Raw genomic sequence first — 26,646 nt, 5'->3', positions numbered from 1 at the left:
CCTTGTTATTTCTAATGGTGCTTTGAAAAAGCCTTTACGGGAGTTGAATAATTGTGGAGCACTGAATGTGTCTAGGCATTTCAGCCTGACGGCGGACTGGCCCGCCGGCTATGTGATTTTTTCTGCTTCAACCTCAATCAACACCATGGCTACATGCGCTTTACCATCTGCTCCCAGCGGCACTTTATCCAGATAACTCGAAGCAACCGCTTCGATAAAGGCCTCCCTCTTTTCTTTGGGAATGCGTTCCGTGTAGGGTAACCATGTTGTTCGAATCCACCCTTCCAGCCCTGATTTTCCGTCATGCGTCATATCTTTAGGAATGAGTTCGACACGATTTATGGAAAATCCGGATTCTTTCAACAGCACTTGAGTTTCATCGATGCCAACAAAGTTATAGGGAAATTCAAACTCAGTAAAGTACTGCGCCCATTGCTTTGAAGCTTTAACGTCGCTAATAGCTGAAATTATACCTTCAGCATCGCCTTGTCCTCCCATGCGCAGGAGGATTTTTCCTCCAGCCCTGAGGCTCTTATATAAGCCTTGAATAACAGGCTTATGATCCTTGACCCAATGCAGCACTGCGTTTGAAAAAACCACGTCAAAACAGCCTTCAAATGATAAGTCGCCAGCGTCCATCGCCTGAAACGAAAGATTGGAATAGCTGTCTTGCGGGTATTTTTCCTTTGCCAGATCTATCATCTGACTCGAGTTATCAATGCCGACAACCGATCCATCACCGACTGATCGAGCGATTTCCGCCGTTACTTTGCCGTCACCGCAGCCTAAATCGAGAACGTCTTCCCTTCCCTTTAAGCTCAGATTTGCAATAAGCTCTCTTGCCCATTCTTGCTGAGCTTGTGAATTTCTCTCATAATCTTTAGCATTCCAATTGTATGTATTCATATTTTCCTTTTCACATAACGTTTGACTTGAGCAGTCTGCTTCAGTATTGAGTCTCCAGACAGGGAGCAATGGCGTGAACATTCGCTTGATTCGAACGCTTGCAGCAAAGCTCATAATAGCGCGCAAAGCCTGGCAAGACAAAGGCGAAGCGAACATTGCCAATGGATTCGACGCGGAAAATCGAGGTCTGGGGCACATGAACGGCCAGTTCGACGGATAGCCGTGTAACCCCTGTGCACGGAGGCAAGAGTGGACATCAGCGAAAGCATCGAAATACTATATCCCGAAAAAACGATATTCATTTCTTCTCTGTGATTTAAACAATGCAAGCCACAAAAAAACAAGAAAATCCGGAAAAAAGCAAACGCTTTGAGACACCATGGCATCTTCTTGAGCCATGGCAGGCGGCGGCGTGGCTAAAGGTCGACCCTGAAAAAGGCTTGGATCACGAAGAATCGCAGCGCCGGCTGGACGCTTTCGGGCCGAACATGATCATGGAGCAGCGCCGGCGCGGTCCGATGCGCATGTTTATCGGGCAGTTCACCGATTTTATGATTATCGTGCTGATCTTGGCCGGCATCGTGTCCGGCTTGATCGGAGAATCGAGCGATACGATCGCGATCGCCGTCATCGTGGTGTTGAATGGGGTTATCGGCTTCATACAGGAATTCCGCGCCGAACGGGCCGTGGCGGCGCTCAAGCGGCTCGCCAGCCCGACGGCGCAAGTGCTGCGCGGCGGCAGTATTCAGACCGTGGCGGCACGGGATCTGGTTCCGGGCGATTTGGTGCTGCTGGAAGCGGGCAACGTCGTACCCGCTGACCTCAAGCTACTGGACGTTGCGCGGCTCAAGGTGGAAGAAGCGGCATTGACCGGCGAATCTCTGCCGGTAGAGAAAAGCCGCGCCGTATTGCGAGAGTTGGAGTCGCCACTCGGTGACCGCCGCAATATGGCTTACAAAGGCACCATCGCGACCTATGGCCGTGGCCTGGGCATGATCGTCGCAACCGGAATGGAAACAGAACTGGGCAAAATCGCGAGGCTTCTGAGTCAGGATAAGGAAAGCAAAACACCGCTGCAGCAACGCTTGGCCGTATTCGGCAAGCGCCTGGCATTGTTGGTGCTGACCATCTGCGCGATCATTTTCGCCGTGGGCCTGTTGCGTGGCGAGCCGCCGGTGCTGATGTTTCTGACTGCCGTCAGTTTGGCCGTGGCCGCCATTCCAGAGGCCTTGCCTGCCGTGTCTACCGTATCTCTGGCCCTGGGCGCCCGAAGGATGGTACAGAAAAACGCGCTGATCCGGCGCCTGCCTGCGGTGGAAACGCTGGGCTCGGTTACCTTCATCTGCTCGGACAAGACCGGCACCCTGACCCAAAACCGCATGCAAGCCGAAGCCTTTTACGTGGAAGAAAGCATGCGGGAAGGCATCGCTCAGGATTTTCCGCCGCCCTTGCTCCACGCCCTGGCTCTGAACAACGACGCCCGCCGCGACGAGCAAGGCATCGTGGTGGGCGATCCTACCGAAACGGCCTTGTATGAAGCCGCCGTCCGCGCAGGCTATGACGGCGCTGAGCTGGTCAAAACGATGCCGCGGCTGGACGAGGTCCCCTTTGACTCCGAACGCAAACTGATGTCCACCCTGCACCAGGATGACAGCGGCTTTGTCGTTTATACCAAAGGCGCCCCGGAAAATCTGCTGCCTCTCTGCGTCGAACAATGGCATGCCAGCGGCCCGCAGCCTTTGGCTGTGGAAAACGTCATGGCAACGGCGGAACAAATGGCCGCGCAGGGGCTCAGGGTCCTTGCACTGGCGTGGAAGCGGCTGGCCGAAAGACCTTCCCCTCAGAGCGGCGATGCGCTGGAAAGCGGACTGTGCTTTCTGGGCCTGGTGGGCTTGATGGACCCGCCGCGTCCGGAAGCGAAGCAGGCGGTGGATTTATGCCGCAGCGCGGGCATCGTGCCGGTCATGATTACCGGCGACCATCCCGCCACTGCGAAAGCCATTGCCCTTCGGCTCGGCATTGCGGATGAAAACTCCGAGGTACTGACCGGGCAGGACCTGGCCAATATGAGCCTCGAAGAATTCGAGCAGCGGGTAAACTCTGTGCGCGTCTACGCGCGCGTGGCGCCGGAACAAAAGATCAAAATCGTGCAGGCGCTTCAGGATAAGGGCGAATTCGTCGCGATGACCGGCGACGGCGTCAACGACGCCCCGGCGCTCGGCATTGCCAATATCGGGGTATCGATGGGTAAGATCGGCACCGATGTGGCGCGGGAAGCTTCGCACATGGTGCTGCTGGACGACAATTTCGCGACCATCGTAACAGCGGTGCGCGAGGGACGGCGCATTTTCGACAATATCCGCAAATTCATCAAATATGCCTTAACCGGCAATTCGGCGGAAATCTGGACACTGTTCCTGGCGCCTTTTATCGGTCTGCCGATCCCTTTGCTGCCGATTCACATCCTCTGGATCAACCTGGTGACGGACGGATTGCCGGGATTGGCCCTGGCAGTAGAACCGGAGGAACGGGGCATTATGCAACGCCCGCCGCGCCCACCCCAGCAAAGTATTTTCGCCGAAGGGATGTGGCAACACATTCTGTGGGTCGGTCTGTTGATGGCCGGCGTGTCCCTGTTTGCCCAAGGCTGGGCCTACGTAACCGATTCCCCGCGCTGGCAGAGCATGGTCTTCACGGTGCTGACGCTGTCGCAGATGGGCCATGTGCTGGCGATTCGCTCGGATCGGGTCTCGCTGTTTCGGCAAGGGCTGTTTTCCAACCTGCCTCTCCTTGGCGCAGTAATACTGACTTTCGGCTTGCAAATGGCAGTGTTGTATGTACCCGTCTTGCAGCCGATATTCAAAACCCAGGCCTTGAGCCTGAATGAATTACTGTTCTGCCTGGGGCTGTCGTCGGTGGTATTCGTGACCGTAGAAATCGAAAAATGGGTACGCCGCCGGCGGACCTAGCCTTGACAGCTCAGACATACCGGGAAAAGCCGATGCATACGGCATCGGCGAGCAAACCAGAGGCGATGCTCACGCCCCATTACATCGGCCGGGCAACGGAAGCCTCTGGGATATCGGTGTTCACCATTACGCTGCACACTATTCCCGAAGGCGCCGCAACGCCCATGCCCATGCCCTTGCATCGCATGGGCTGGTCTTGAACAGTAAGAACCTTCGAGCCTGACGCCCATCCTCTCTCCGACCGAAAACCGGCCCGGTCGCCTGGCCACTGACACATGCGCTCGCATCAGCGCTGAATGCATGAACTTTATTTTCCCTTTCCTGCTCGAAAAATGGTCGGTAAATGCTTCGGGATTCTTCGATAAACCGGAGATCGCTCAAACCTCTTGGGAGAAAACGATCATGGGTAACAAGACTGCGAACGCCGCGAAAGACATTGTTTTGATTACCGGCATCAGTGGCTTCCTCGGCCAGGCACTGAGCAAGGCGCTGGCGCAACATTACTGCATTGTCGGTCTGGATAGGGGCGCCGATCCATCGAAGCTTCCGGACTTGATCGATCTGGACCTGACCTCTGACAGCGCCGTTGAAAAAGCCCTGGATGACGTGCGCCAGCACTACGGCGCGCACATCGCATCGGTTGTGCATCTAGCCGGCTATTACGATTTCACCGGCGAGCCGCACCCGTTGTACGAGAGCGTCAACGTCAAGGGAACCCGGCGCCTGCTGCGGGCATTGCATGGCTTTGACGTCGAGCAATTCATTTATGCCAGCACGATGCTCGTGCATGCGCCCACCGAGCCCGGCATACCTATTACGGAAGACTCGCCGCTACAGCCAAAATGGGCTTATCCGCAGTCGAAACTGGAAACCGAGGAAGTTGTTATCAACGAGCACGGCGCTATCCCTTATGTGTTGGTCCGCATTGCCGGCGTCTATACCGATAACGTATTGCCGCCAACGCTCGCGAATCAGATACAGCGGATCTATGAGCGCCAGTTCACGAGCCGGTTTTTTGCAGGTGACATCTCGCACGGCCAGTCGTTCATTCACATTGAGGACCTGATCGAGGCTATCGTGCGTATGGTCCGGCAACGCAGGCAACTGCCCGCTGAACTCAAACTGCTCGTAGGCGAGCCGCTGACAATGGGCTACGAGGCGCTGCAAAACGAAATCGGCTATCTGATTCACGGGGAAATATGGCCGACCGAAACGCTGCCGAAAATGCTGGCCAAGGTCGGCGCCGGGCTGCAGGCGCAGATGGAAATCGCGATACCGGATTCGATCGACAAAGGCGAAAAGCCTTTCATCAAGCCGTTCATGGTAGACCTGGCCGACGATCATTATGAACTGGATATCTCCAGGGCCAGAAACCTGTTAAATTGGGAGCCCCGGCATTCATTGCGCGATACGCTGCCGGCGATTGTGGCTGCGCTCAAGGCCGATCCGTTGAGCTGGTACAAACGCAACAAACTGACTGCGCCGGAATGGGTCGAGACCATGACCGCCGAGCCCGAACCGGCCGAACACCTGCTGCATGAATATAATCGGTCTTGGCGCAACGCGCACCGCGAAAACCTTTGGGCGCATTTTCTGAACATGGCTTTGGGCACCTGGCTCATGAGCAGCCCACCTATCCTGGGTTACCGGGACGCTACCATGGCCGTCAACGACCTGGCCGCCGGCGCGCTGGTGCTGGTGTTCGGAGCGCTGTCGCTGTCGCGGCGCATGGCCTGGGCGCGCATCGCCAACGCGGCCGTAGGACTGTGGCTGCTGTTCGCGCCGCTGGTGTTCTGGACGCCGAGCGCTTCGGCTTATCTGAACGATACGCTGGTAGGCTCTCTCGTGATCGGCTTTTCAATGCTGGTTCGCCCCATGCCGGGCATCGGCCTCATTGCCAGCCTGAAAGGCCCCGACATTCCGCCCGGCTGGGATTACAACCCGTCGTCATGGATGCAGCGCGTGCCGATCATTCTCCTGGCCTTTATCGGGCTCTACATCTCGCGCTATCTGGCCGCCTACCAATTGGGCCATATACCGGACGCCTGGGACCCTTATTTCGGCGATGGCACCGAGCGCGTCATCACGTCCGAGGTCTCCAAAGCCTGGCCCATACCCGACGCGGGGCTAGGCGCGGTAACCTATCTGCTGGAGATACTGACCGGCATCATCGGCGGGCGCGACCGCTGGCGCACGATGCCCTGGCTGGTCATTCTGTTCGGCGTCATGATCGTGCCGCTGGGCGCCGTCAGCATTTTCTTCATCATCATCCAGCCCATTCTGATCGGCACCTGGTGCACGCTGTGCCTGATAGCGGCCGCGGCCATGCTGATCCAGATTCCCTATTCCGTCGATGAACTGATCGCCACAGGCCAGTTTCTGGCCGAGCGCCGCCGCAAGGGCAAATCGGTCATTCTGGCGTTCCTGCGCGGCGATACGATGGAAGGCGGCCGCAAGACCGAACCCGATAGTTTCGAAGGCTCGCCCTGGACGATCATCAAGGACATGGCCGGCGGCGGCGTCAATCTGCCCTGGTCGCTGGTGCTGAGCACGGCCATCGGCATCTGGCTGATGTGCACGCGGCTGATTTTCGGAACGCAAGGCGAACAAGCCAACAGCGACCATCTGATCGGCGCTCTCGTCGTGACAATTTCCATCACGGCGTTGGCCGAATCGGCACGCCCGGTACGCTTTGTCAATGTGCTGCTGGCCTTCGCCCTGATGGCTACGCCGTTGATGCTGGAGGGCGGCAGCACCCTTGCCGACTGGTCAGGGGTTGCGGCAGCGCTGTTGTTGATAGCGGCGAGCGTGCCGCGCGGCAAGATCGAGAACAGGTATGGCAGTTGGAGCCGGTATTTGGTTTAGCGGTTGGATTTTTAAAGGCGTAGGGTATGCACTGCATACCTTCTGGTGGTCGAAGTGAGCGGCGCGGCAGGCTGGGTCGCTAAACCCAGCCTTTCGAAGCCGCCTATGCCGGGTTTCCGCTAAAGCTGCAACCCGGCCTACACGTGCTATTCAAAATAATCCCAAGGATACTCGGGCTGTAAAATAGGCCGGAAACCTGCCGGCGCCGCGAAAGGCGCGGAAATAAACTCATAAACGCCGACCAGTTCGCGAGCCACAAACATGCCCAATCCCTTTGCCAAGCCGATGGGTACGCCAACGGCGCCTTGGGTCCGCGTTTCCTGCACAATATTGCCCGGTATCTCAAGAAAACCGCAGGTCATGCCCGCCAGACCCCGGCCGAATTTCTGCGAGGATGATTGTGCATGCGCTTCAGGCAATGACAACATAGTCAGCGCTGTAAATATCACCATCAGATAAACGCGTAACTTTTTCATATATCTACCTTCCTTCGTGTTTGTTGTATTCTTGTTGTGTGGAAAGGATATCTTACTGTATAGATTAGACATTAAAAATTGAAGTCGTTCCGTTTAACCATCAATCCACGCTCGACCCACCAAGCCTCAAAGAATCCCATCAGCACATAGCTGGCCAGCGCCACAGCCAGAGATATCAAGTAAGGCGTGCCGATATTCATGAAGTGGTGGCCGATTATCCACGTCGACATGCCGGCCAGCAGCGTGACGGCGGCGCTCAAACTGCCGCCGAAGCGCGTGAACAGGCCGAAAACGACGACGATGAAAATGCCGGCGCTGCCGAACGCCGACGCCTCTTCCACCAGCGTATAAACACGCTCGGCATGCAGCGCCAGCACAAAGGCGATAATGCCGCACACCATGACCAGAATCCGCGCGGCTTTGACCTTGTCCTGATCGCTGATCGTCTTGACGGCAGGCACGATCAGATTATGGGACACCAGGGCCGAGGCCGCCAACAAGGCGCTGTCGACCGTCGACAGAATAGCCGAGATCAGCGCGCCGGCGAAAACGATGTATAAAAACGTATTGAGATGCTCGCGGGCCAGGTGCGGCAGTATCTGCTCAGGCTGCGCCAATCCCGGCACCAGTTGAAAGCCGAGCAGACCGATGAAAACCGGAATCAGCCCTACTGCCAGGTACAACAGGCCGCCATGGATGCAGGCTTTTTGCGCCACTTCGGGCGAGCGGCTGGCCAGCACGCGCGCCACAAGCTCCTGCGACAAAACCGATCCGCAGATCGGAATGGCCCACTGCTCGATTTTATCAACCCATGCGTTCTCCCCCGCACCGAACAGGCTAAGCCGCTCCGGCTGAATATGCGCTATGGATGCCTCGAGCCCGCCGCCGGCCTTCAGCACAAAAAACAACAGCAGCAATAAACCGATAATCAACGCGATGCCCTGCACGGCGTCGGTCACGACGTCGGCCAATAGCCCCCCGTACATGGTATAGATGACCACAACCAGCGCCGCGGCGGCAATCGCCCATTCCACTTCAAATCCCGACGCGGACGACAACACCTGCCCAAAAGCTCTAATCTGCGCCGCTGCCCACATAACCGAAGTCGGCGCGATCAGCAACACGGCCAGACTTTGGATTTTAGCCGAATAGCGCTGCTCGAAAAGATCGGCCAGCGTGGTCAGGTTGCGCCGCCACAAATGCACGGCGAACACCATGCCCATCAGCACCAGACAGACGGTATAGCCGAACGGATCGACGGTCGCGCCCGACAGACCGCTTTCGTAGACTGAGCCGGCCGCGCCTATGCAGGTTTCGGCGCCGAACCAGGTCGCAAATACGCTCAGGCTGGCCATGCCCGGACCGAGGCTGCGTCCGGCCAGCAGATAATCGCTTTCGCTGACGATGCGGCGCGAAAAATACACGCCTATCAACAATTGCAGCAGGATATAGGCAATAATCCCGTAGATGACTGTAGGCATTTTCTTTAAATGGGCTCAAAAAAGGCGCCATTTTAACGTACCTTGCTGAAACGCGAGAGGTGGAATTTTGTGAGGAATGAAAACGCGAGGACAGAGGTCACGAAGATCAAGCCAAGGATAATAATGGATGTTACACATGGACGTTTTTATCCCGGCCGCGCCGAGCACCACATTTTTTAACAGCGGCAGGCTGGGTTGATAAACCCAGCATTTCGGAGTCGTCCATGCCGGGTTTCCGCTAAAGCTCCAACCAAGCGGGACAGGGTTTGTAACCCTGTCCCTAACGTTTCTGCAATAGCTGGGCTTAGAGGTTCCGCTTAGCAATGCTGAAAGTTTTGGGCGAGGCAACATGCCCCGCCCAGCCTACAGTTGGATTGATAAACCCAGCATTTTTGGGCCGCCCATGCCGGGTTTCCGCTAAAGCTCCAACCCAGCCTACACGTGCTATATTTCAGAGTGGCTCAGCTTCAATAAGGCCTCGGTCTGCCGCTCTATGGTCCTGCTGACAGCCGGCTCCAGCCGATCCAGCCAACGCCGGGGAATGGCATCAATCCCATAATGGGCACCGGCCAGCATGCCGGCCAGTGCGCCCGTGGTATCGGCGTCTTCGCCCCGGTTGACCGTATCGGTCAGACACGCTTCGAAAGAATCGGTATGAAAAAAATGGTAAAGCACGGTTTGCACTGTCGCGACGATATATCCGCCGGCACGGCCCGGATAGGGATCGAATTGGAATTCGGGGTGCGCTTTTATCAAGGCGGCCGCCTGCTGCCGGCAGGGTTCGATGCCTTCGCCGGCAACCAACGCTTGCAGCATCCGCCCCAGGCACAATGCAGCCGCATCGGACAACGGATGATGATGCGTCAGGTGGCATTGCTCCAGGGTTTGCCGCTCGAAGGCCGGTGCGTTCCCCAACGTTGCAATTGCGACCGGCAAATTGCGCATGCAGGCGCCGTTTCCTGCTTCGGCTTCGTTAACCGGGCCTGCCAGCGCTCCGGTTTTAATATAGCGCCGGATGCCTCGGCGGCAGGTGTTGCCGATATCGACCGGCTGCGACCGTAGCCAGGCCGCGAATGAATCGGCCACGCGCGTCAGATCCCAGCCGCCGCAGTCAATCATGGCCTGCGCCAGCGCGATCGACATTTCAGTGTCGTCGGTAATCTGGCCGGGCCTTAATTTTAACCAGCCGCCGCCGGTAATGTCGCGGTGCAGGCCGTATTCGGTACGAATTTGTTCGGGCGTCATAAATTCTACGGTAGCGCCTAACGCGTCGCCGCAGGCAAAGCCCAGATAAGCGCCAAGAGCGCGGTCTTTTAGCGTCAAGTTCATTTTGTATATTCCCATTGTTAGGGGTCCCGCACTCTGCGTGAGAACGATAGATTTCGTGAAATATTCAAGCTAATAAGATATTTGCACCTGATAACTGCCGCCTATCACGAGATATTCGGACTCTCCTCGCAAGGTGTGCCGGGGCAGCAGATCATTGAAAAACAACAACTTCACCTTCGGCACTTTCGCTTCGATAATATAGTCGCCGAATTCACTGGCCTGGCTGTACCGATCGGTAAATGAAACGATGTTATTCAAGCGCAGGATCATCCGGTGGCCGTCGTTTTTTTCCTGCACGCAATCTGTAAGTTTGTTGACGCCCCGGTACAGCGTCAAATGGCTGCCAGCCGGCGTGTTGAAGCGCATCGCGACCCATTGGCAAAATTCGTAAAGCAGGTCGAGCTGCAGATAGATGCAGTTGTTGTGATAGCGGCTGTTCATTTTGTCCTGGATGTACTCCATCCAGGCCCTGGTCGTAAAACCGCTGATCGGCGCCTTGTGATAAGTCGGCAACAAACCGAAGCGGCTTTCCACCCAGCCTTTCAATACGGCGCTTTGCGCATTGTTGGAATCGAAGCCCCAATCCTGCAGCAGGCTCAGATAACTGCTGCGAAACCGCCGCCGGCCTTGTGCATCGACCTTAAGCCGCTGCTCGTCCTCAAAGCCGAAAACCAGGCTCATGTAATCCTGAAACAGAGCGCCTGCCTGCGCCACGGTCTGTGCCTCCGCCAGTTTATCGAACAGGCCGGCATTGGTTTCGCGGGTGCCGTGTATGTGCAATTCGCAAGGGTGTTCGTTAAAATCGGTGCTGGCCAGAAAAGCTGTCGAAATGCCCAGCAGATTGGTGCTGTGGCCGGTCAATGCGATATTGCGGCCGCATTGCGGTATTGCGTCATTCAAAATCAACCACCTGCTCTCCTTTATTTCTTATTGATCCAATGGTACAGGCAAAACACCCTAGGAAAAACAAAAACCGTTAATGATAAATTGACGAATTTGCTTTATATTGCGACGCAGCTTAGCCGCTAAAAGCGATATTCAGGCCAAAGATGCCCGTCAGATACAGACTTGAATTTGCAAGCAATACCTTGATTTTCAGGAAAAAATCATCATGCTGACCCTCTATCAATTCCCTATCTCCCATTACTGCGAAAAAGTGCGCTGGGCGCTCGATTACAAGAGGCTGGACTACCGGACCGTCAATCTCCTGCCCGGCCTGCACATGGCCAAGGCCACGAAGCTGAGCGGTACATCATCACTCCCTGTTCTGGTCCATGACGGCAAGATAATCAAGAATTCCAGCGATATTGTCGATTATCTGGATGCGCATTTTCCCGAATCGCCGCTGACGCCTGACAATCAGGCATTAAGGCAGGAAGCCATGGAATGGGAGAAATTTGCCGATGAACAGATAGGCATTATGGTCAGGGCAGTCTGTTATCATGTCTTGCTGGACCATCCGGACATGCTGATCCCGATATTTACCAACGGCGGCCCCTGGTATGGGCGCTTTGTCATGCCCTTCATATACCCGAAACTGAGCAGCGCCATGCGCAACAAGATGAAGCTCAATCAAAGCACTTCGCAGACAGCGCTTGAACAGCTCGATCGAGCGATCGACAAACTCGATGCGCACCTGCAGAACCGGAAATTCCTGGTCGGCGATTGCTTCACGCGGGCTGATCTGGCTGTCGCTTCATTGCTGGCGCCTTTGTGCAAAGCGGAAAAATACGGCGTCGATTGGCCGCAACCATTCCCCGAGCCGCTGGAGAAGATCAGCGAGAGCTATTCCGGGAAAACGGCCTGGGTCAAGCGCTTATATGCAGACTATCGGTGATTGGCAAGTGTCATGCCTCAACGGTCAATTTGAGGTAGAATTGCATCTTTCCAAGGCTATCTTGTCCATCGCTGCATCAACAATAAACTTATGAACAACTCCATCATCTATGCGCTTGATTTTGACGGCGTGATCTGCGACAGCGCGGTCGAAACCGCGATAACAGGCTGGAAATGCGCCGGCCAGATCTGGGATGACATGCCCGGCCCTGTACCGCCGCAATCCTTGATCGACCAGTTTCGCCGGGTACGGCCGATCATCGAAACCGGCTATGAAGCAATACTGGCCATGCGCCTTTTGCATCTGGGCGAAACGACGGATGCAATCTACAGCGATTACGCCGGCAAAACCCAGGCGCTGATGCAAGATGCGCAAGTGACTGTCGATGACCTGAAAAAACTGTTCGGCGAAACACGCGACGCCTGGATAGACTCGGCGCTGGCCGAGTGGGTCGACATGAATCCGCTATTCTCCGGCATCGGCGACAAACTGCGGCGGCTGGGGCAGCAGGGCCTCTGGTATATCATCACGACCAAGCAGGAGCGCTTCGTCAGACAGATACTGAAAGCCAATCAAGTTGATCTGCCCGACGCGCATATTTTCGGTCTCGACCGCAATATGAGCAAACAGGAGGTTTTGAAAGGATTACTGGAAAAACATCCGCAGCAACCGATTCATTTTGTCGAGGACAGGCTGCCAACCCTGTTGAATGTGCAAAAAAACGATGAACTGGCCAGCGTCAAACTCATCTTCGCCTTGTGGGGCTACAACACCGATGAAGACAAGACGGTGGCCGCGCAAAATCCGTTTGACAGCCGGTTGCTGGAAGATTTTCTGATATAGTCCAATGACTATGCCGCAGCCTATCGGGTCCGGCATTAATTGACAGACATTTAATTCAACCGCATTTTTTTATAAAACTGTGTTATTTAAACTGCCCTGCCAGAGCAAATTCCGCAACAGTATATTATTAAAATATTAATTTATAATAATTTCAAATACTTAAAAAATGGCACAGATTCTGCTGTATAGCCGGTAACCAAACGGCTGTTTGGCAGTATTGACTCCATTTATGAGGTATTGAATGAAAACCAGAATAATGACCGGCTGCGCATTGACTTTAATGCTGGCCCAGCCAGCAGCATGGGCCGCCGATATCAATTGCGCCGATCCCTCCGCCGCCCGTGCCGGAAACATCCCTATGTGCAACGGCATCCCGGCCACCTGCGTCGGCACTGGTGAGAGCGATCACATCGCCGGCACGAGCGCCGGCGGTGTGATCTATGCCGGCAACGGCAGCGATGAAGTCTACGCAGGCGACGGCAACGATATCGTCTGCGGCGGCAACGGCGACGACACGTTGCACGCGCATCCGGGCGACGACACGCTGTCCGGCGACCGCGGCGATGATTTCCTCGGCGCGGGTCCTGGCAACGACACGGCATCGGGCGGTCAGGGCGATGACTTTCTCGGCGGGGGTCCCGGCTCCGACAGCCTGAACGGCGGCACCGGCACAGATTCCTGCATGACTGGCCCGGCCAGGGATGCCGATACCGTAATCAACTGCGAATAATTCCGCATCATGGCCTTCGGCGCAAGCCGAAGGCCATCTTCTCCGCCACGCCCTATACGCGTATTGTCGTCCCGCCGTTAATGTGCTTTCGGCAGCGGCTAAACTCAAGCCTTCCCAATGCTTGCGCCCGTCTTGCAACCATTATTCAGAAAATTCGATGTCGTTTTCGTTGCACCATTCCCGAACGGCTGCCGTTTTCGATTCATCTTCATAACGATGCCACTCGTCCAGCAGCCCTTCCCGATCGGCCCAATCCTTAAACCTTGCATAGGCGCCACGCCGCCTGAACATGGCATATACGTCGTCACTTGCGGACGGGCGGTATTCATCAATGAAGGCATGGACCAGCCTCACGCCAAGTCCCAGATCATGTTTGTGCGGGAGCGGGAGGTATTCGGTCGAATCATCAACATCATCCGGACAATTCTCCAGCTCTTCCTCAAAATCAGGGGAACGGATAAATATTTCTCCACTGTTCAGCGACAAAAACGCCTCGCTTTCGAGAGCCGGATCAGCGCTGATGAATTCAATGGCGTTGATGATATCGGAAAGTTTTGCAGCCACGGCTATTCCTCATTTGTATTGACGTAAAACTGGCCGGTTATCCTATCACGCCCGAATTTCGCCTGATAGCCATGAAGATCCTGCTTTCGGATGAAAAAATTACAGGATATAGAATTTGCCGGGCGCTACAGCCTGGGGAATGTCCTTTTCGAGCAGCAGTTGCCTTAGATTGATTTCCACCGTCCGTGCGATGGCGGTAACCGCTATGTCGGTCGGACGGTTGGAAAACGGGTCCTGCAAGTGTCTTGCCGATTTTTCAATAAGGAAAAAAGTGGACGCGATCACCACAAGCAGGGGTATTTCATAAATGCCGACGCTCTCTACCAGAGCGATAGAGAGCGAAATCAAAAAAATATAAATGAAAAAGTGCAAATACTTCCTGTAAGTGGCGGGAAACACCGTGTTCGCGATTCTTTCCGCCTTTCCCATTGAATCGCAAAGCCGGCTGATCGTGCCTTGCACCTGTATTTGCTGAAAATCGTTGAGCACATCGAGCTTATGCAGTTCTCTCAAATCGGCCATGTGGCGCAAAAGCAGGTAAAGCGGCTTGTTGCTTTGTTCTTCGAGCGCTTTCAGTTCATGAGCGGCAACCAGGCTGTCCAGATTCGCCATAGGGTCCTGCTTTCTCAATGACTGGCCCAGACTATAGCACCAGCCGATCTGCCGGTATGCCATTTGTCTCACAAGCGAACCGACCTTCTGTTCCTCCAGCTTTTCAGCGACTATGAAGCCGAGCAGTTGCAGCATCAGCGTACGTGAATCATTTACGATCGCCCCCCAGACTTTGCGCGCCTCCCACCAGCGGTCGTACGACTGGTTGAGCTTGAAGGCCAGCAGCAGGGCGATACTCGTGCCCAGGACCGTAACTAGGGACAAAGGGATGACGGGCAAATGCCTGACGAAAACGATTTTCAGCGTGTGAAACACGCCGGATATGACCAGCACCACTAACAGATCATATTTAATCTTGTCGAATAAATAACTTAGCGGAATCCTGGTTTCTAGCAGCATATCATCGGTCCGGATGCGTTGTGATGGCCTTATTTTTCCATAAATCGCCGACGCGGCCTACTTTTCTCTAACGCCGAAGGAAAAAGGCGAGTCGGATCACAAGCAGCGGAAGATGCTGCGCCACGCTGTACGATTTATCCGGCGGCACGAACTGTTTTTTTCAAATGCCGTCCCTGATTTGGATTGATGCAGGTTTCCGGTTGCAGTTGCCGCTATTTGCCGGTTTGATGATAAATTACCAGCAGAGCCAATGGTGTAGCGCCGGTACGCGATAAAGTGCCGTCTGAATTTTTGCTTAAAGTGATGGGCACTGTCGTGGTATCGCCGGTTTCAAAACAGGTAATCGTGTAATCCTCCACTTGTAAGGATTGCTCTGCGGGACTTCCCTCATGCCTTAAGCAATCCCTCGTCCGCCATTGCACGTGGCGAAGTATGTATCGTGAACGAGCAACTTGACTGAGCCCTCGCCATTGCCGGTAATGGAAAGGACTAGATGAGACCTGTCCTGGGGGTCGACCGCCTCCCACAGGCCAACGAAACCGTTGCCGTTTCCCGACGCTGAACCGGCGGCACCTTCCTAACCAGCCCGATTGGTCATGGAGGCTGTGAGCATGAGCAAAGTCACTGTCATGATGAATAGGTTTTTCATGGACTGTTCTTCTGATTGAGACTGATGATTGACCGGCGCTGACAGCGCCGAATGCGCTCAAGAACAGAAACAACCCTGTAGGTCACAAACAGTTAAAAAACAACTTTCCATCTGAAAAATGCTGGCATTTTTTTGAGGCGATTGCTATTGGTATGACGACTTAGAGCGGTTATTGTATAGATATAAACATCCTATAAACTAACCTTGTGTTAAACGAGATGAGCCATTTTCATCATGCCCAAACCTTATCCAGAAGATATACATAGCCGGGTAGAAGCCGTTGCCGCAGGCAACACCGTGCGGGTCGTGGCTTTGCAATACAAGGTCAGCCTGGCCTTTGTCTGCCGAATGCACGCTTTGTGGCTTGAAACCGGAGCCGTTCAAGGCAAGCCTTTTGGCGGCTACAGACGCTCGCGGCTGGAACCGTATGAAGCCGCCATCAAGGCCCAACTGGCGAACAGCCCGTCGATGACCTTGAAGAAACTGCAGAACTGGCTGGAAGACGAACACAGCCTAAGTGTTTCGATCTCGGCGATCGATAAGTTTATCCGGCACAAATTGGGCTATCGCTATAAAAAAAACGCTGGTCACCAGTGAACAGCAACGCGAGGATGTCGTTATGGCCCGATAGCAATGGCAAGCCTGGCAGCAAACCTGCGATCTTTCCCGACTGGTGTTTCTGGATGAAACGGGGATAACTACGAACATGACGCGCCGCTATGAACGAGCCTTGGGCGGTGCCCTGTGTTGGGGTGCGGCACCGGCGGGTCATTGGCAAACCCTGACCTTTATTGCCGGCTTGCGCATCGATGAACTCACGGCCCCGTGGTGCCTGGACCAGACCAAGACAGGCGAAGCCTTCAAGGAATATCTGCGTTCGCAACTGGGACGACCTTGAAGCCCGGCGATAGCGTTATCTGTGACAGCCTGTCGGCGCATAAGGTGGCGAAAGTCCAGGCCATAGTTGCAGCGCACGGTGCGACGATCAAATACCTGTCACCCTACAGTCCTGATCTGAATCCGATCGAGCAGGTCTTTGCCAAGCTGAAGGCGCTCCTGCGCAAGGCGGCGGAACGTACTTACGATAAGCTCTGGCAACTCATAGGTAAACTATTGGGTAAGTTTCAGGCTGATGAGTGCCTCAATCTCTTCAGGCATTCAGGCTATGTTTCTACGTAATAGATAAATACTCTAAATCAAATCCAGCAATTTCTACTGCCAAATGAACACAAGATTTTTGAATTTTTTTATTAATCGTTTATCAAAGTGATCATTAATCCTTTATGCAAAAGACTGTTGATTTTCTCTGTACACCTATCGAATCTCTGCGCATGAGTTGTTCATAGTGGTACATGCGCGCTAAACGACGAGCGCAAATGGCTGAAATTTGGGAATTGATCTGTCATCATACTTACACGGGAATTCCCGGGGTAGTCCTCGATCTATCTCCCACCGGTGCAAGTCACGGCAAAGCGTCTAATATTCCGGACTCCGCTTTCCTCGTAGATGGTGCAACAGCATCTTCAGGGGCAGTGAACATCGCTAATGCTCAAGGAGCGATCGACATTCCGACCGATGCGCCAGCTTGGAGATCGATTGTCGGAATTCGCGGCGAAGTAACTCTATTGTTAGATATCGATAGCGAGGCTTTCCTGATCGACAGCAATTCTTTCAATCTCTTCGTACGCTCGGGCTCACTGAACGGATGGTTCCGTAGCACGCCCAACCAATATGCACAGGTCAATTCCCATTGGGATGCCGTTACAACACCCTATTCGGTACCAACCGGACGCTGGCTCACGCTCGGCTTTATGCACGATGGCTTGGGCACGATGGAGCTCTATGCCGATGGCGATCTGGTCGCGAGGCGCACTGGGACCTATCATCCTGTCAATCCGCCCGGGCCTCCTGGCGTCTGCATCGGCAATTCGCTTTCAGGCGGCACGCCTGCCGCCGGGCGGATTGACGAAGTCAAGATCTGGCGGCGCAATCCGCGCTTTATGATGGAAGAATTCTTCGAGCGGCCAATGGACGACCAGACTGCCGACTGCTGGAGACGCTTTACCTCTGAGGTTGAGGATGCGTTGCGTCGGCATCCGGAATGCCAAGTGCCTTTGACTGAACTTATCCAGGAAACCGTTACCGGCGTCCTGCATAGTGCCGCCAACCGTGGTTCGGAGACCTGGAAGAGGCTTCAGACCGCGGCGCAGCAGTACCGCGAACTATGGCACAGCGGTGATATCGATGGCGATGCGATGGTGTCGGTTTTCGTCAAGCTTTTTGGTTGGCTTGAGGCAGTCGGCATTAATCCCTCCACTGATCCCAACGTGCTCCGCATTACTCGGTCGGATTGCTTGCGTATCATTCTTGCCGAAGTCAAGCCGCCCGATTGTGACCGACAAATGATTGCGATGTACCGAAAGATTGCCGACGCGCTCGGACTTTACGATGACGCAAGCCTCAACACACACGGAGCAAATCCATGATGCGTTACCTCCTGGCCCAGGGAAACAGAGCCGCTAATCGCACGCTATACTCAACAGCCTCGATAAGCCCTGGTGCAGACCGGCTGGTACTCGCTTTTGTGATGAACAGCAGCTTGATAGGACAGACAGCGGAAACTCCCACTGTGCAGGGCAACGGTCTTACATGGACTCTCGTCGGTAATGTGCTCATTACAGCAGAGCCACGCCGAGGGGTGAGCGTATTCAGGGCCATGGGCGCAACACCGGCATCTGGACCTGTCACGTTCGATTTCAGCGGCGCTCAGCAGCTGGGGTGCGCATGGACTATTGTCGAATACGATGACATTGACGGCGAAAATGCTGTAGCCACTACCAACCGCCTCGCCATCGCTGGCGCCACGGACATTTCGCTGGTTTTTCCCGGCACAGCGCCGAACCCCAACCTTAACACGCTTATCGGCGCAGTTATCATAGGCGGGGCTGGAAAATCAGTAGAACCAGGCCCTCCCGCGATCGAAATCAGCGACCAAGTACTCTCTGTCTTTTCCGGAAGCTTACAAGTGCAGGATCAAGCCGGCGGCAGTGGCACACTGAGTTGGAAATGGACCGGTGCTGCAAACGCGGCCGCCATCGGGCTCGAAATCAAGGCCAAGTCGGCAAGTGTGCCGCACTCGCTTGCCGAAACACTGGCGCGGCAGTTCGAGCCCGTGCTGTTTTTTCACGAGGCCGAACGTTTTTTTCCATCGGACGCAAAGCGTTATCTTGAAGCGACAGCATTATGGAAATCCGAGCAGCCTGCGGATCACAAGGATTCCTGGGGTGGTAAGGGCGCAGCATTTCCCCGACAGCCGCTCATTCCGAAGGGCAAAATTGCTGCACTATCCGGCGAACCTGGCGTCTTCATCGCTGATCACCAGGTGCTTAGCAGATCCGGGGAGTTCTTTCTCGAGCTTGCAAGCTGGACCGATGCGACGGGTACGGAGCAGCCCAAGGTGGACTCATCCAGTAAGAATACGTATCCGAATCTCGCCGGCATCGCGGCGCGGTACGCTGATGGCACGGGGGATCCGAAACTCAACGAGAGCAAGTTCTGGTACCACGCGCACCTGATCGAAAATGCCGCATTGCGCGAGTTGCTCGCGACCGACCGCCGCCCGCCCGATCTCGTGAAAGTCCTCGACACACTGAAAGATGCGGCGCTCCTTTGTTACTATTTCTTTTTCCCTGCCCACGAAGAATCGCTCGAACCCGGCTGCACGAACGTCGAGGCCACAGAGTACGGATCATTTGGTGGGGAATGGGGCTGCTATGCCGTATTGCTGGAACGCGATGGGACAAACTTGCCTTACCGGCCGAGCTTTGTTGGTCGGACGACGCGTTGGCAAGAAACTGCAATGCCACAAACCGCCGATAATAATGATCCGGCGCGGCGCGTCGTCATGAATGTGAATCGATTTGCGGACGTCGTGCTCGAAGGCAATCCGCCTAATCACTCGCATGCCAGGCTGTTCGTAGCCAAAGGCACCCATAGCTTGTATCTCACACCGGGCCCACACAACACGGCTTACCCAAGCGATGTTAATGTTAACTTCTGCGGGACAGGAGTCGACCCGCTCTCGCCAGAAAGTTCGCCAGAAAGTTATAATTCCCCCGAAAGCGCGCTCGCAGATCTTTTAATTGCGATCTTGAAACTGGCCAATGCGGGGGCGCTTTTCGGTCCGCTCGGGTTGCCAGTCGGCATTATTGCCACTGCACTGGAAAAACCGGATGTAATACCACACCAGCCTTTTGGGGCGGCCCCTGACAACACTGGCCGTCCGGACGAAACCGGACAGCTCGGTGACTCCGGACTCGTCATTAAACCGCCATCGGTCGCCATTGCCGGCGCACCAAATGTCCAAGATTGGCGCTCGCAACAAAACCTGGAACTCGACGGACGGCGCTACGATTTCCTTGTTGATCATCAAACGCAGCATTGGTGGCCATTCCAGTTAGGCTCGTCTGATACGGCTCCTCCGCGTGCCTTCGCCCTTGGGGGCCGATGGGGACCTCTTGTTGAAATTGACCCGTCCGGCCGCAGAGCAGGCATGACCTTTCCGCCATTCCACAGGATGTTCTTTCTCGCTTTTGCCCAAGCAAAGGCGGCAGGCAAGATATAAAACGCCACACGTTCATGCACATCGGTCCCACGCTGCTCGTGGAATTTATACGCACCTCAAACTGAGTTGATTAAATCCAAGGAAAATGAGTCAGCTGAGTAAGCTGATCAGTATTCGGAATCAGCCAAGCGGTTGCAACCGCCTCATCAAGTGCCTCGATGTTGGCATAGACGCGGTTGCTCAAGTGCCACTGCCGCAGTTCCCCCAAAGCTGTTCAGTCGAGTTCAATTCGGGCGAGTAGGCTGGAAAGTGCAGTAAGGTCAGATTGCCCGCCAGCTGAAAATTGGTGAGACAAAGTGTCTATCGAATCGTTGCGGCCAACAAAAAGAATGGTGCATAGGACTACTGATCGGCGTGAGGTCAGTAGCCCTATGCCCATAGTCGATACAAGCCAATCAAATGGTGCAATCGTCGTCTGAAAAGGACATTAGGATTTGGCATTGAATTATGGCCTTGTTTTAAATTCGGTGGGAACGATGCCTTCATAGCGATTTGAACTCGCCCAGCAGTCGCTATGAAGGCATCGCTCCCACGGATACGGCCATTGGCCGGAAAAAGGGTTAACCAGGGATATCGGAGTAATTTTAGCTGAATCCTTAATGAGCCGCTTCCAGCTCCGGTTTCACACTTGCTGCACGCTCAACCGGTCCCTTCAACGAAAACCCGGCTCTTCCCCCCGCCCTGCCTTTCAACCACAACCTTGGCGCCTATTCTTTCGACCAGTATCGGCACATGCGAGATGACGCCGACTTTCCGGCCCAGGGCTTGCAGCGTGTCCAGGCTGGCGATGGCGACGTCGAGAGTTTCGGGGTCCAGGCTGCCGAAGCCTTCGTCGATGAACAGCGATTCGACCTGGGTCTTGTTCGAGGACAACGAGGCCAGGCCCAGCGCCAACGCCAGCGAGACCAGGAAGCTTTCGCCGCCGGACAGGCTGTGTACGCTACGCACGTCGTCAGCCATGTCGCGGTCTATAATCTGCAGTTCCAGTTCGCTGCCCGGCACGCGCTGCAGCCGGTAGCGCCTGGCGAAGTCTTCCAGATGACGGTTGCTGTGCGCCAGCAGGGCTTCCAGAGTCAGGCTCTGGGCGAAGCTGCGGAATTTGGCGCCGGATTTCGAGCCGATCAGTTCGTTCAGGCTTTCCCACTGCTGCCAGCGCGCCTGCTGCTTGTCCAGCTCCGCTTTCAGCTGGCTGCCAGCGCTGGTTTTCTTGTCGTCCTCGCGCAGCAGTATCAGTTTTTCTTCCTTCTGCGAATGCAATAGTTGCCGCTGTTGCCGCAATTCCTGGGCGATCTGCCTGGCGAGCTCCTCGGTCTCCAGCGGCGCATGGATCTCGTGCCGCTGTCTCTCGTCCGCTTTGTCTTTCAACAGCGCGGCCGATTCGTGTAGCGCCTTTTCCAGTGCCGCTCGGCTGGCTTTCTGCTCATTAAGCCAGGACTCGTCCTTTTCGAGCAGTTGTTTCAGGCCGTCCAGATCGATGCCCTGCCTTGCCAACGCCTGGTTCAGCGCGGCCTGAGCCTTTTCCAGATTGCCGGCGCGCCGTTCGGTCTCAGTCTGCCAGTGCCTCTGGTTTTGCCGCTGCGTTGCCAGATCGGTTTCGGCCTGAACGGCGTCATGGCCGGCCTGCTCGCAAGCGGTTCTGGCTGCCTGCACCTTGCGGTTCAGCATCTGCTCGTAGCTGTCGACCGTCTCGCCATTGGCATCCGGGAGCAAGGCATTACGCTCTTCCGACAGTTTCTGTTTTTCTTCTGTCTTCAGTGCGATCTCGGCCTGCTTGGCCTGGCAGAGTTGCCGGCTCTGCTGCAGCGTCTGGGCAGCGAGTTCTTCTTCGCGATCGGTATCAGCCAGGGCCCGAGCGACTGTCTGTACATCCTGCTCCGCCTGCTGCCATTGACCGATCTGGGCAGCCAGACTTTGCCTGAACCGGTCGGCATCGCGCATCAGCTCGGACTGCCAGCCGTCGATCCGGGCGAACGGCGTCTGCAACAACCCGGTCAGTGCGCTCAGTTGCGTTTCCGTTTCCTGAAGCTGGCCCGAAAAATGGTTCAGATTGGCTTTGCCTTCGGCCAGCCGGCTATCGAGCGCTGCCTGCCGTTCCATCAAGCTTTCCAGCTTCTGCTTGCTGGCGTCGAACAGAGCCTGAACCGTTTTGATCTGCTTTTGCAGTGCTATGGCTTGTTTTTCCTGCTGCTTGACCTGCTCCCACTCGGCCGTTAAATGTTCGGCCTGCTGTTCCAGCAGCGGTAAAAGCCCGGCATCGGCAAGGGCCAGTCCGGTTCTGTCAGGCAGGGACAAAGCGCGCCACTCGTTATGGCAGTCCGCCAGTTTCTCCTGGGCCTGAGCCATTTGCTGTGCCAGCGCTAGCTTTTGTTCCTGTTTCTGGTCGATCAATTTTTGCAGCCCGGCGACCGATTCGATCAGTGCCACTTTTTCGCTTTCCAGTTCCCTGACTCTGGCCTGCTGCGCGTTCTCCAGCGGCGTATCGACACGGTCATGATTGCGCCAGGGATGCTCGAGCGCTCCGCAGACGGGACAGGGTTGGCCGGGCTGGAGCAGATCGCGGAATTCCTGGGCGTTTTTATGCGTGATGGCCTGGATCAAGGCCAGAGATTTTCTGGCCTCTTCGAGCGCGATAACGTTGGCTGACTGTTGCCGGGCTGCCGTTTGCAGTTGCTCGGCCGCATCGGTCAACGTCTGCTCGATGGCGGTCAGTTTATCACTGTCCTGCGCCAGCGCCTGCTGCAACGCCAGCGCTTCATGAGCCAGTTTCAGGCCAACATTGACTTGTCCGCGTTTGATTTCCAGCTCGTCTTTGGTCCGGTTCAGGTCCTCAAGCGAATATTGGCCGGCCTGCTGTTTCAGCGGCTCCAGTGTTGTCTGTTGCTTGTCCTGTTCCTGCCGATTTTCGATGATGGCTTTTTTGATTTCGGCCATCAGGCGTTCGTCGCCATCAGCCGTGTCTTTGCAGGCTTTGAGTTTGAACTTGATCTCCGCCTTGCGTGCCGTCAGCATCTGATAGCGTTCCAGCTCGCCCTGCCAGCGGTTCCATTCGGCCGCGACGGGTTTCAGCGCCTGATTTTCCTCCAGCCAGTTGTTGAGCTGCTGCAGCTGGCCGTTTCTTTCGGCTTGTTGCGCCAGCAAGCTCTGGTGGTGCGCTTGCGCGTTTGCCAATTGCTCCTGCTGCCGGTCCTGTTCGGCACTCAAGGCATTGATATCGGCCTGCATGATCCCGATGCGCGTATCCAGTTCACGGGCTTTGAGCAATAACGGTTGGGCATCCTGCCGTTTTTTCTCGGCGGCCAGTAAGGCCTCGGAGGCAGCCGCTACCTGTCTTTTGGCCGCATTCAGCCTGAGTTCTGCGGCTTCCTGCAATTCGCCGCCGATTTTCAGTTTTTGCTGCGCGTCCAGGACTTCGGCCATTGCCGCTTCATAGTTCGCCAGCAGGGGTTTAAGCGGCTGCGCGGCTTCGACTTTTTCGATCAGCAGGCGTTCGGATTCGGCGTCATTCCAGGCTTGCCGGCTGCTTTCGAAGGCAATGCCGGCCGCCTGCTCGGCCGCTTTCAGGCTGTTCAGCGCCGTATACCAGTCGAGGATTTGCTGATTGGCATTGATCGCTTTTTCCAGATCATCCAATAACGCGATGCATTGGTCGCGTTCCTGTTCCAGCGCTTGACGGTCCGGCTCGGCCAGCGGCATCTGGCCCTGCAGCTGTTCTTCGATGCGCTTGAGCGCCTCTTTTTCCTGCTTGGCACGTTCGAAGGCTTCGATCGACAGTATGGAATAGATATCGGTGCCGGTGATGCGCTCGAGCAGATTGGAGCGGTCGTCCTTTCTGGCTTTCAGGAAGGCGGCGAAATCGCCCTGCGCCAGCAGGACCGAGCGCCGGAATTGGTCGAAATTGAGGTCGATCTTTTCGCTGATCGCTTCCAGCGTGCTCTTTTTGCCCTGCCCTATGTGCTGGCCGCTGGCGATATGGATCAGCGTGATATCCTGCGCCTGCAGCCGGCCGGTCACCTTGCCGCGCGCCTTGCTGACTTCCCAGCGCGCCCGGTAGGCTTGTTTGTCCTTGCCGATGAAATCGACTTCGGCAAACCCCGAGGCCGTACCGCGCCGCAGGATCGAGCGCACGTCATTGCTGGTCACGCGCAGGGTTTCATCCTCGTCCCTGTGTCCGACTGCAAAGCCATGCCCGTCGGGCAGGCGCGGTATCTTGTCGTACAGCGCCAGGCACAAGGCGTCCAGTATCGTGCTCTTGCCGGCGCCGGTCTGACCGGTGATGGCGAACAGGCCGGCCTGCGCGAGCGGGCCGTCGTCCAGTGAAATCTCGAACGCGTCGGCCAGGCTGGCCAGGTTTTTGCCGCGGATCGCCAGAATACGCATCAGTCGCCTCCCTGCACGCTTTCGACCAGTTCGCTGAACAGCGCCGTCAAGGCTTCCGGCGCGTCCTGGCCGTAGCGGTTCTGGTAGCAGCGCTGGAAAACGTCCAGCGGTTGCAGTTCTTCCAGCCGCTGCTCGATGTCGATATCGGCCAGACTTTGCTGACTGCCGCGGTAGGCCGTCGATATTTTCAGCAGGCGCAGCGGCAGTCCGGCGATGGCTTCCTCGATCTGCTGGCGCAGGCCCGGTTCCGGCTTGTCGAGCCGGATTCTCAGTTCCACGAACGGGGTTCGTTCAATAGGCAGGTTGCGGTCGAGATCCAGGCTTTTCAGTTGCGCGATCACGTCGGACAGCACCGCAAAATCTTTGCCGTCGGGAATCCGTATCATCCCGACGCTGCGCGGAATTTGAACGGCAGCCGTTTCCACTTGGCCATCCTCGATATCGACCTGCAGCACCTGATGCCGATAGCCGGCCTCATCAAATGACAGCGGGATCGGCGAACCACTGTAGCGGATATGCTCGTGGGGGCCGACTTTTTGCGCCAGATGCAGATGGCCCAGGGCCACGTAGGCGATGTCGCCGGGGAAAATATCGGCCGGCAGCGCATGCTGGTTGCCGCCCAGGATCTTGCGCTCGCTCAGTTCAGACACGCAGCCGTTCACCATGTAGCAATGGCCGGTCAGGATCAGACGTTCGCCGTTACCGGCCTTTTGCTGAAGGGCTTCGAATAATTGCCCATACAGGTCTTTAACACCGGCAATCAAGGGATCTTCAGCCTCGCCATCGCCGGGCAGATCCGCGTTGCGCAAAAACGGCATGGCGCCGCACCAGACTTTGACAGCGCCCTGGGCATCGGTCAGCGGCACAATCAGGCGCTCCCAATCGATTTTGCCATCAGATTTGCGCGCCAGGCCGCCGACGACATGCACGCCCAGCGCTTTCAGTATCGGGGACGGCGCATCGAGCCGGCTGGCCGAGTCGTGATTGCCGCCGATCAGCACGATATCCAGATGGGGCTGCTGCGTTCTGGCCTTGACCAAAAACTCATAAAGCTGCGCCTGGGCTGCGGCCGAAGGATTGGCCGTATCGAAGATGTCGCCGGCGATAATCAGCGCATCGGCCTGCCTGTCCTGCAGGGTCTGCAGCAGCCAGGTCAGGAACTGCTGGTGTTCGAAATGGCGCGAAACGCCATGCAGATGATGGCCGAGATGCCAGTCCGCCGTATGGAAAATTCTTAGCATGTCTGTCCTTGATGTTGCCGGCTCAATAGGTTTTCATGAGACCGTCCAGCGTCAGGCCGCAACTGGGCACGAACGCCTGCATGAAAAATATGACTTCGGGCTGATCGGATTCTGCGATGGTTTTGGCCAGCTGCTCGGCGGCCATCTCGAATTCCGCATTGCCGGCTTTCAGCTCGGCCTGACATTTGAGATAGGCCGAGATCTTGTCGGCGGCCTTGATGATGCGCACATGCTCCTCCGGCATTTGGTCATGATGAATCAACGCCTGAAAGTCGGCCTGCAATTCTGCCGGCAGCAGGTTCAGCAGTTCCTTCTCGGCCTGTCTTTCAATCTGCTTGTAGGCCGCGCTGATTTCCTCGGAATGGTATTTGATCGGCGTCGGCAGATCGCCCGTGATCACTTCGGTGATATCGTGATACAAAGCCGCGGCAGCGATGGCATTGGCATCGACATTACCGCCGTAATAGCGGTTTTTGATCAGGGCCAGCGTATGCGCGATGACAGAAACTTCCCAGCTGTGCTCCATGACGTTCTCGTCATGGGCGTTGCGCTTGAGCCCCCAGCGCTTGATCCAGCGCAGCCTTGACAAGTAGGCGTAAAAACTGCTCGTTATCGTTGTTTCTTTCTTCGTTTTCATACGGATAGCCATAGCAATCGGTTTTTGCCGCACATGATACTGAATATGAGCCTTTTTTGCTGCATTGTCATCGCGGCGGCGCGATTCGATAGTTGTTATAATGCCGC

Annotated in this window: 22 protein-coding genes; 11 read left to right on the top strand and 11 right to left on the bottom strand. The window is 55.7% G+C overall.

Features of this window, described 5'->3' with window-relative positions:
* Positions 1-108: 108 nt before the first annotated feature.
* Positions 109-906 (bottom strand): class I SAM-dependent methyltransferase, encoded by a 798-nt coding sequence (locus tag ACTNE6_RS06600; RefSeq protein ID WP_442499061.1) that lies wholly within the window; start codon positions 904-906, stop codon positions 109-111.
* Positions 907-1,229: 323 nt separating this feature from the next.
* On the opposite strand from ACTNE6_RS06600, the gene ACTNE6_RS06595 reads away from it, so the two are divergent.
* The 3 genes from ACTNE6_RS06595 (at position 1,230) to ACTNE6_RS06585 (ending at position 6,740) form a co-directional block, all read left to right on the top strand.
* Positions 1,230-3,875: a cation-translocating P-type ATPase gene (locus ACTNE6_RS06595; RefSeq protein ID WP_442499060.1), complete on the top strand. Its 2,646-nt coding sequence runs from the start codon at positions 1,230-1,232 to the stop codon at positions 3,873-3,875.
* Positions 3,876-3,877: 2 nt separating this feature from the next.
* Positions 3,878-4,075 carry a hypothetical protein gene (locus ACTNE6_RS06590; RefSeq protein WP_442499059.1) on the top strand — a complete coding sequence of 66 codons (198 nt, stop codon included), beginning with the start codon at positions 3,878-3,880 and terminating at the stop codon, positions 4,073-4,075.
* 100 nt (positions 4,076-4,175) lie between these two features.
* Entirely contained in the window at positions 4,176-6,740 is a 2,565-nt protein-coding gene (locus tag ACTNE6_RS06585; protein ID WP_442499058.1) for an NAD-dependent epimerase/dehydratase family protein, read from the top strand.
* A gap of 146 nt (positions 6,741-6,886) precedes the next feature.
* Here the strand turns inward: ACTNE6_RS06585 and ACTNE6_RS06580 are convergent, their stop codons facing one another.
* From ACTNE6_RS06580 to ACTNE6_RS06565, 4 genes are all read right to left on the bottom strand, one after another.
* Positions 6,887-7,216 (bottom strand): exosortase system-associated protein, TIGR04073 family, encoded by a 330-nt coding sequence (locus ACTNE6_RS06580; protein ID WP_331818656.1) that lies wholly within the window; start codon positions 7,214-7,216, stop codon positions 6,887-6,889.
* Positions 7,217-7,287: 71 nt separating this feature from the next.
* Positions 7,288-8,697 carry a sodium:solute symporter family protein gene (locus ACTNE6_RS06575; RefSeq protein WP_442499057.1) on the bottom strand — a complete coding sequence of 470 codons (1,410 nt, stop codon included), beginning with the start codon at positions 8,695-8,697 and terminating at the stop codon, positions 7,288-7,290.
* Between the two features lie 444 nt (positions 8,698-9,141).
* Positions 9,142-10,026, bottom strand: a complete 885-nt coding sequence (draG, locus tag ACTNE6_RS06570; RefSeq protein ID WP_442499056.1) for an ADP-ribosyl-[dinitrogen reductase] hydrolase — start codon at positions 10,024-10,026, stop codon at positions 9,142-9,144.
* 69 nt (positions 10,027-10,095) lie between these two features.
* Positions 10,096-10,926, bottom strand: a complete 831-nt coding sequence (locus ACTNE6_RS06565) for an NAD(+)--dinitrogen-reductase ADP-D-ribosyltransferase (protein ID WP_442499055.1) — start codon at positions 10,924-10,926, stop codon at positions 10,096-10,098.
* A gap of 211 nt (positions 10,927-11,137) precedes the next feature.
* Here ACTNE6_RS06565 and ACTNE6_RS06560 point away from each other — a divergent pair, with 211 nt between their 5' ends.
* The 3 genes from ACTNE6_RS06560 (at position 11,138) to ACTNE6_RS06550 (ending at position 13,436) form a co-directional block, all read left to right on the top strand.
* Positions 11,138-11,863 carry a glutathione S-transferase family protein gene (locus ACTNE6_RS06560; protein ID WP_442499054.1) on the top strand — a complete coding sequence of 242 codons (726 nt, stop codon included), beginning with the start codon at positions 11,138-11,140 and terminating at the stop codon, positions 11,861-11,863.
* Between the two features lie 90 nt (positions 11,864-11,953).
* Positions 11,954-12,706 carry an HAD family hydrolase gene (locus ACTNE6_RS06555; RefSeq protein ID WP_442499053.1) on the top strand — a complete coding sequence of 251 codons (753 nt, stop codon included), beginning with the start codon at positions 11,954-11,956 and terminating at the stop codon, positions 12,704-12,706.
* Positions 12,707-12,947: 241 nt separating this feature from the next.
* Positions 12,948-13,436: a calcium-binding protein gene (locus ACTNE6_RS06550; RefSeq protein ID WP_442499052.1), complete on the top strand. Its 489-nt coding sequence runs from the start codon at positions 12,948-12,950 to the stop codon at positions 13,434-13,436.
* A 141-nt stretch (positions 13,437-13,577) separates the two neighbouring features.
* Here ACTNE6_RS06550 and ACTNE6_RS06545 read toward each other — a convergent pair whose 3' ends face one another.
* From ACTNE6_RS06545 to ACTNE6_RS06535, 3 genes are all read right to left on the bottom strand, one after another.
* Complete coding sequence (locus tag ACTNE6_RS06545; protein WP_442499051.1) at positions 13,578-14,000, bottom strand: UPF0158 family protein; 423 nt, start codon at positions 13,998-14,000, stop codon at positions 13,578-13,580.
* Between the two features lie 99 nt (positions 14,001-14,099).
* Positions 14,100-15,011: a bestrophin family protein gene (locus ACTNE6_RS06540; protein WP_442499050.1), complete on the bottom strand. Its 912-nt coding sequence runs from the start codon at positions 15,009-15,011 to the stop codon at positions 14,100-14,102.
* Positions 15,012-15,223: 212 nt separating this feature from the next.
* Entirely contained in the window at positions 15,224-15,370 is a 147-nt protein-coding gene (locus ACTNE6_RS06535; protein WP_442499049.1) for a hypothetical protein, read from the bottom strand.
* 524 nt (positions 15,371-15,894) lie between these two features.
* Between ACTNE6_RS06535 and ACTNE6_RS06530 the strand changes: the two genes are divergently transcribed.
* The 5 genes from ACTNE6_RS06530 to ACTNE6_RS06510 all read left to right on the top strand — a co-directional run bounded on the left by ACTNE6_RS06530 (position 15,895) and on the right by ACTNE6_RS06510 (position 20,284).
* Entirely contained in the window at positions 15,895-16,257 is a 363-nt protein-coding gene (locus ACTNE6_RS06530) for a helix-turn-helix domain-containing protein (protein WP_442499048.1), read from the top strand.
* Positions 16,258-16,366: 109 nt separating this feature from the next.
* Complete coding sequence (locus ACTNE6_RS06525) at positions 16,367-16,558, top strand: hypothetical protein (protein ID WP_442499047.1); 192 nt, start codon at positions 16,367-16,369, stop codon at positions 16,556-16,558.
* Positions 16,555-16,839 (top strand): transposase, encoded by a 285-nt coding sequence (locus ACTNE6_RS06520; protein ID WP_442499046.1) that lies wholly within the window; start codon positions 16,555-16,557, stop codon positions 16,837-16,839. Before ACTNE6_RS06525 ends, ACTNE6_RS06520 begins: the two co-directional genes overlap by 4 nt.
* A gap of 353 nt (positions 16,840-17,192) precedes the next feature.
* Positions 17,193-18,146, top strand: coding sequence for a LamG-like jellyroll fold domain-containing protein (locus tag ACTNE6_RS06515; protein WP_442499045.1), 954 nt, complete (start codon positions 17,193-17,195; stop codon positions 18,144-18,146).
* Positions 18,147-18,376: 230 nt separating this feature from the next.
* Entirely contained in the window at positions 18,377-20,284 is a 1,908-nt protein-coding gene (locus tag ACTNE6_RS06510; protein WP_442499044.1) for a hypothetical protein, read from the top strand.
* 639 nt (positions 20,285-20,923) lie between these two features.
* Here the strand turns inward: ACTNE6_RS06510 and ACTNE6_RS06505 are convergent.
* The 3 genes from ACTNE6_RS06505 to yfbR are packed head-to-tail and all read right to left on the bottom strand — an operon-like array spanning position 20,924 to position 26,539.
* Entirely contained in the window at positions 20,924-24,661 is a 3,738-nt protein-coding gene (locus ACTNE6_RS06505) for an AAA family ATPase (protein ID WP_442499043.1), read from the bottom strand.
* The gene (locus ACTNE6_RS06500; RefSeq protein WP_442499042.1) at positions 24,661-25,902 is read right to left on the bottom strand and encodes an exonuclease SbcCD subunit D C-terminal domain-containing protein; all 1,242 of its coding nucleotides are present in this window, start codon (positions 25,900-25,902) and stop codon (positions 24,661-24,663) included. Before ACTNE6_RS06500 ends, ACTNE6_RS06505 begins: the two co-directional genes overlap by 1 nt.
* Positions 25,903-25,924: 22 nt before the next feature.
* Positions 25,925-26,539: a 5'-deoxynucleotidase gene (gene yfbR / locus ACTNE6_RS06495; RefSeq protein WP_442499041.1), complete on the bottom strand. Its 615-nt coding sequence runs from the start codon at positions 26,537-26,539 to the stop codon at positions 25,925-25,927.
* Positions 26,540-26,646 lie beyond the last annotated feature (107 nt).

The sequence above is a fragment of the Methylobacter sp. sgz302048 genome (assembly GCF_052162025.1).
Lineage (GTDB): Bacteria > Pseudomonadota > Gammaproteobacteria > Methylococcales > Methylomonadaceae > Methylobacter.
The sequence above is the reverse complement of the archived record's forward strand: the minus strand, read 5'-3'. Positions and strand labels throughout refer to the sequence as shown.

Bases quoted from the DNA above. Each gene is read 5' to 3' on its own strand.
- draG (WP_442499056.1), bottom strand. From the start codon at position 10,026: ATGAACTTGACGCTAAAAGACCGCGCTCTTGGCGCTTATCTGGGCTTT.
- yfbR (WP_442499041.1), bottom strand. From the start codon at position 26,539: ATGAAAACGAAGAAAGAAACAACGATAACGAGCAGTTTTTACGCCTAC.
- ACTNE6_RS06510 (WP_442499044.1), top strand. From the start codon at position 18,377: ATGGGCGCAACACCGGCATCTGGACCTGTCACGTTCGATTTCAGCGGC.
- ACTNE6_RS06550 (WP_442499052.1), top strand. From the start codon at position 12,948: ATGAAAACCAGAATAATGACCGGCTGCGCATTGACTTTAATGCTGGCC.
- ACTNE6_RS06595 (WP_442499060.1), top strand. From the start codon at position 1,230: ATGCAAGCCACAAAAAAACAAGAAAATCCGGAAAAAAGCAAACGCTTT.
- ACTNE6_RS06540 (WP_442499050.1), bottom strand. From the start codon at position 15,011: ATGCTGCTAGAAACCAGGATTCCGCTAAGTTATTTATTCGACAAGATT.
- ACTNE6_RS06575 (WP_442499057.1), bottom strand. From the start codon at position 8,697: ATGCCTACAGTCATCTACGGGATTATTGCCTATATCCTGCTGCAATTG.
- ACTNE6_RS06600 (WP_442499061.1), bottom strand. From the start codon at position 906: ATGAATACATACAATTGGAATGCTAAAGATTATGAGAGAAATTCACAA.
- ACTNE6_RS06580 (WP_331818656.1), bottom strand. From the start codon at position 7,216: ATGAAAAAGTTACGCGTTTATCTGATGGTGATATTTACAGCGCTGACT.
- ACTNE6_RS06585 (WP_442499058.1), top strand. From the start codon at position 4,176: ATGAACTTTATTTTCCCTTTCCTGCTCGAAAAATGGTCGGTAAATGCT.
- ACTNE6_RS06555 (WP_442499053.1), top strand. From the start codon at position 11,954: ATGAACAACTCCATCATCTATGCGCTTGATTTTGACGGCGTGATCTGC.
- ACTNE6_RS06500 (WP_442499042.1), bottom strand. From the start codon at position 25,902: ATGCTAAGAATTTTCCATACGGCGGACTGGCATCTCGGCCATCATCTG.
- ACTNE6_RS06530 (WP_442499048.1), top strand. From the start codon at position 15,895: ATGCCCAAACCTTATCCAGAAGATATACATAGCCGGGTAGAAGCCGTT.
- ACTNE6_RS06505 (WP_442499043.1), bottom strand. From the start codon at position 24,661: ATGCGTATTCTGGCGATCCGCGGCAAAAACCTGGCCAGCCTGGCCGAC.
- ACTNE6_RS06525 (WP_442499047.1), top strand. From the start codon at position 16,367: ATGACGCGCCGCTATGAACGAGCCTTGGGCGGTGCCCTGTGTTGGGGT.
- ACTNE6_RS06560 (WP_442499054.1), top strand. From the start codon at position 11,138: ATGCTGACCCTCTATCAATTCCCTATCTCCCATTACTGCGAAAAAGTG.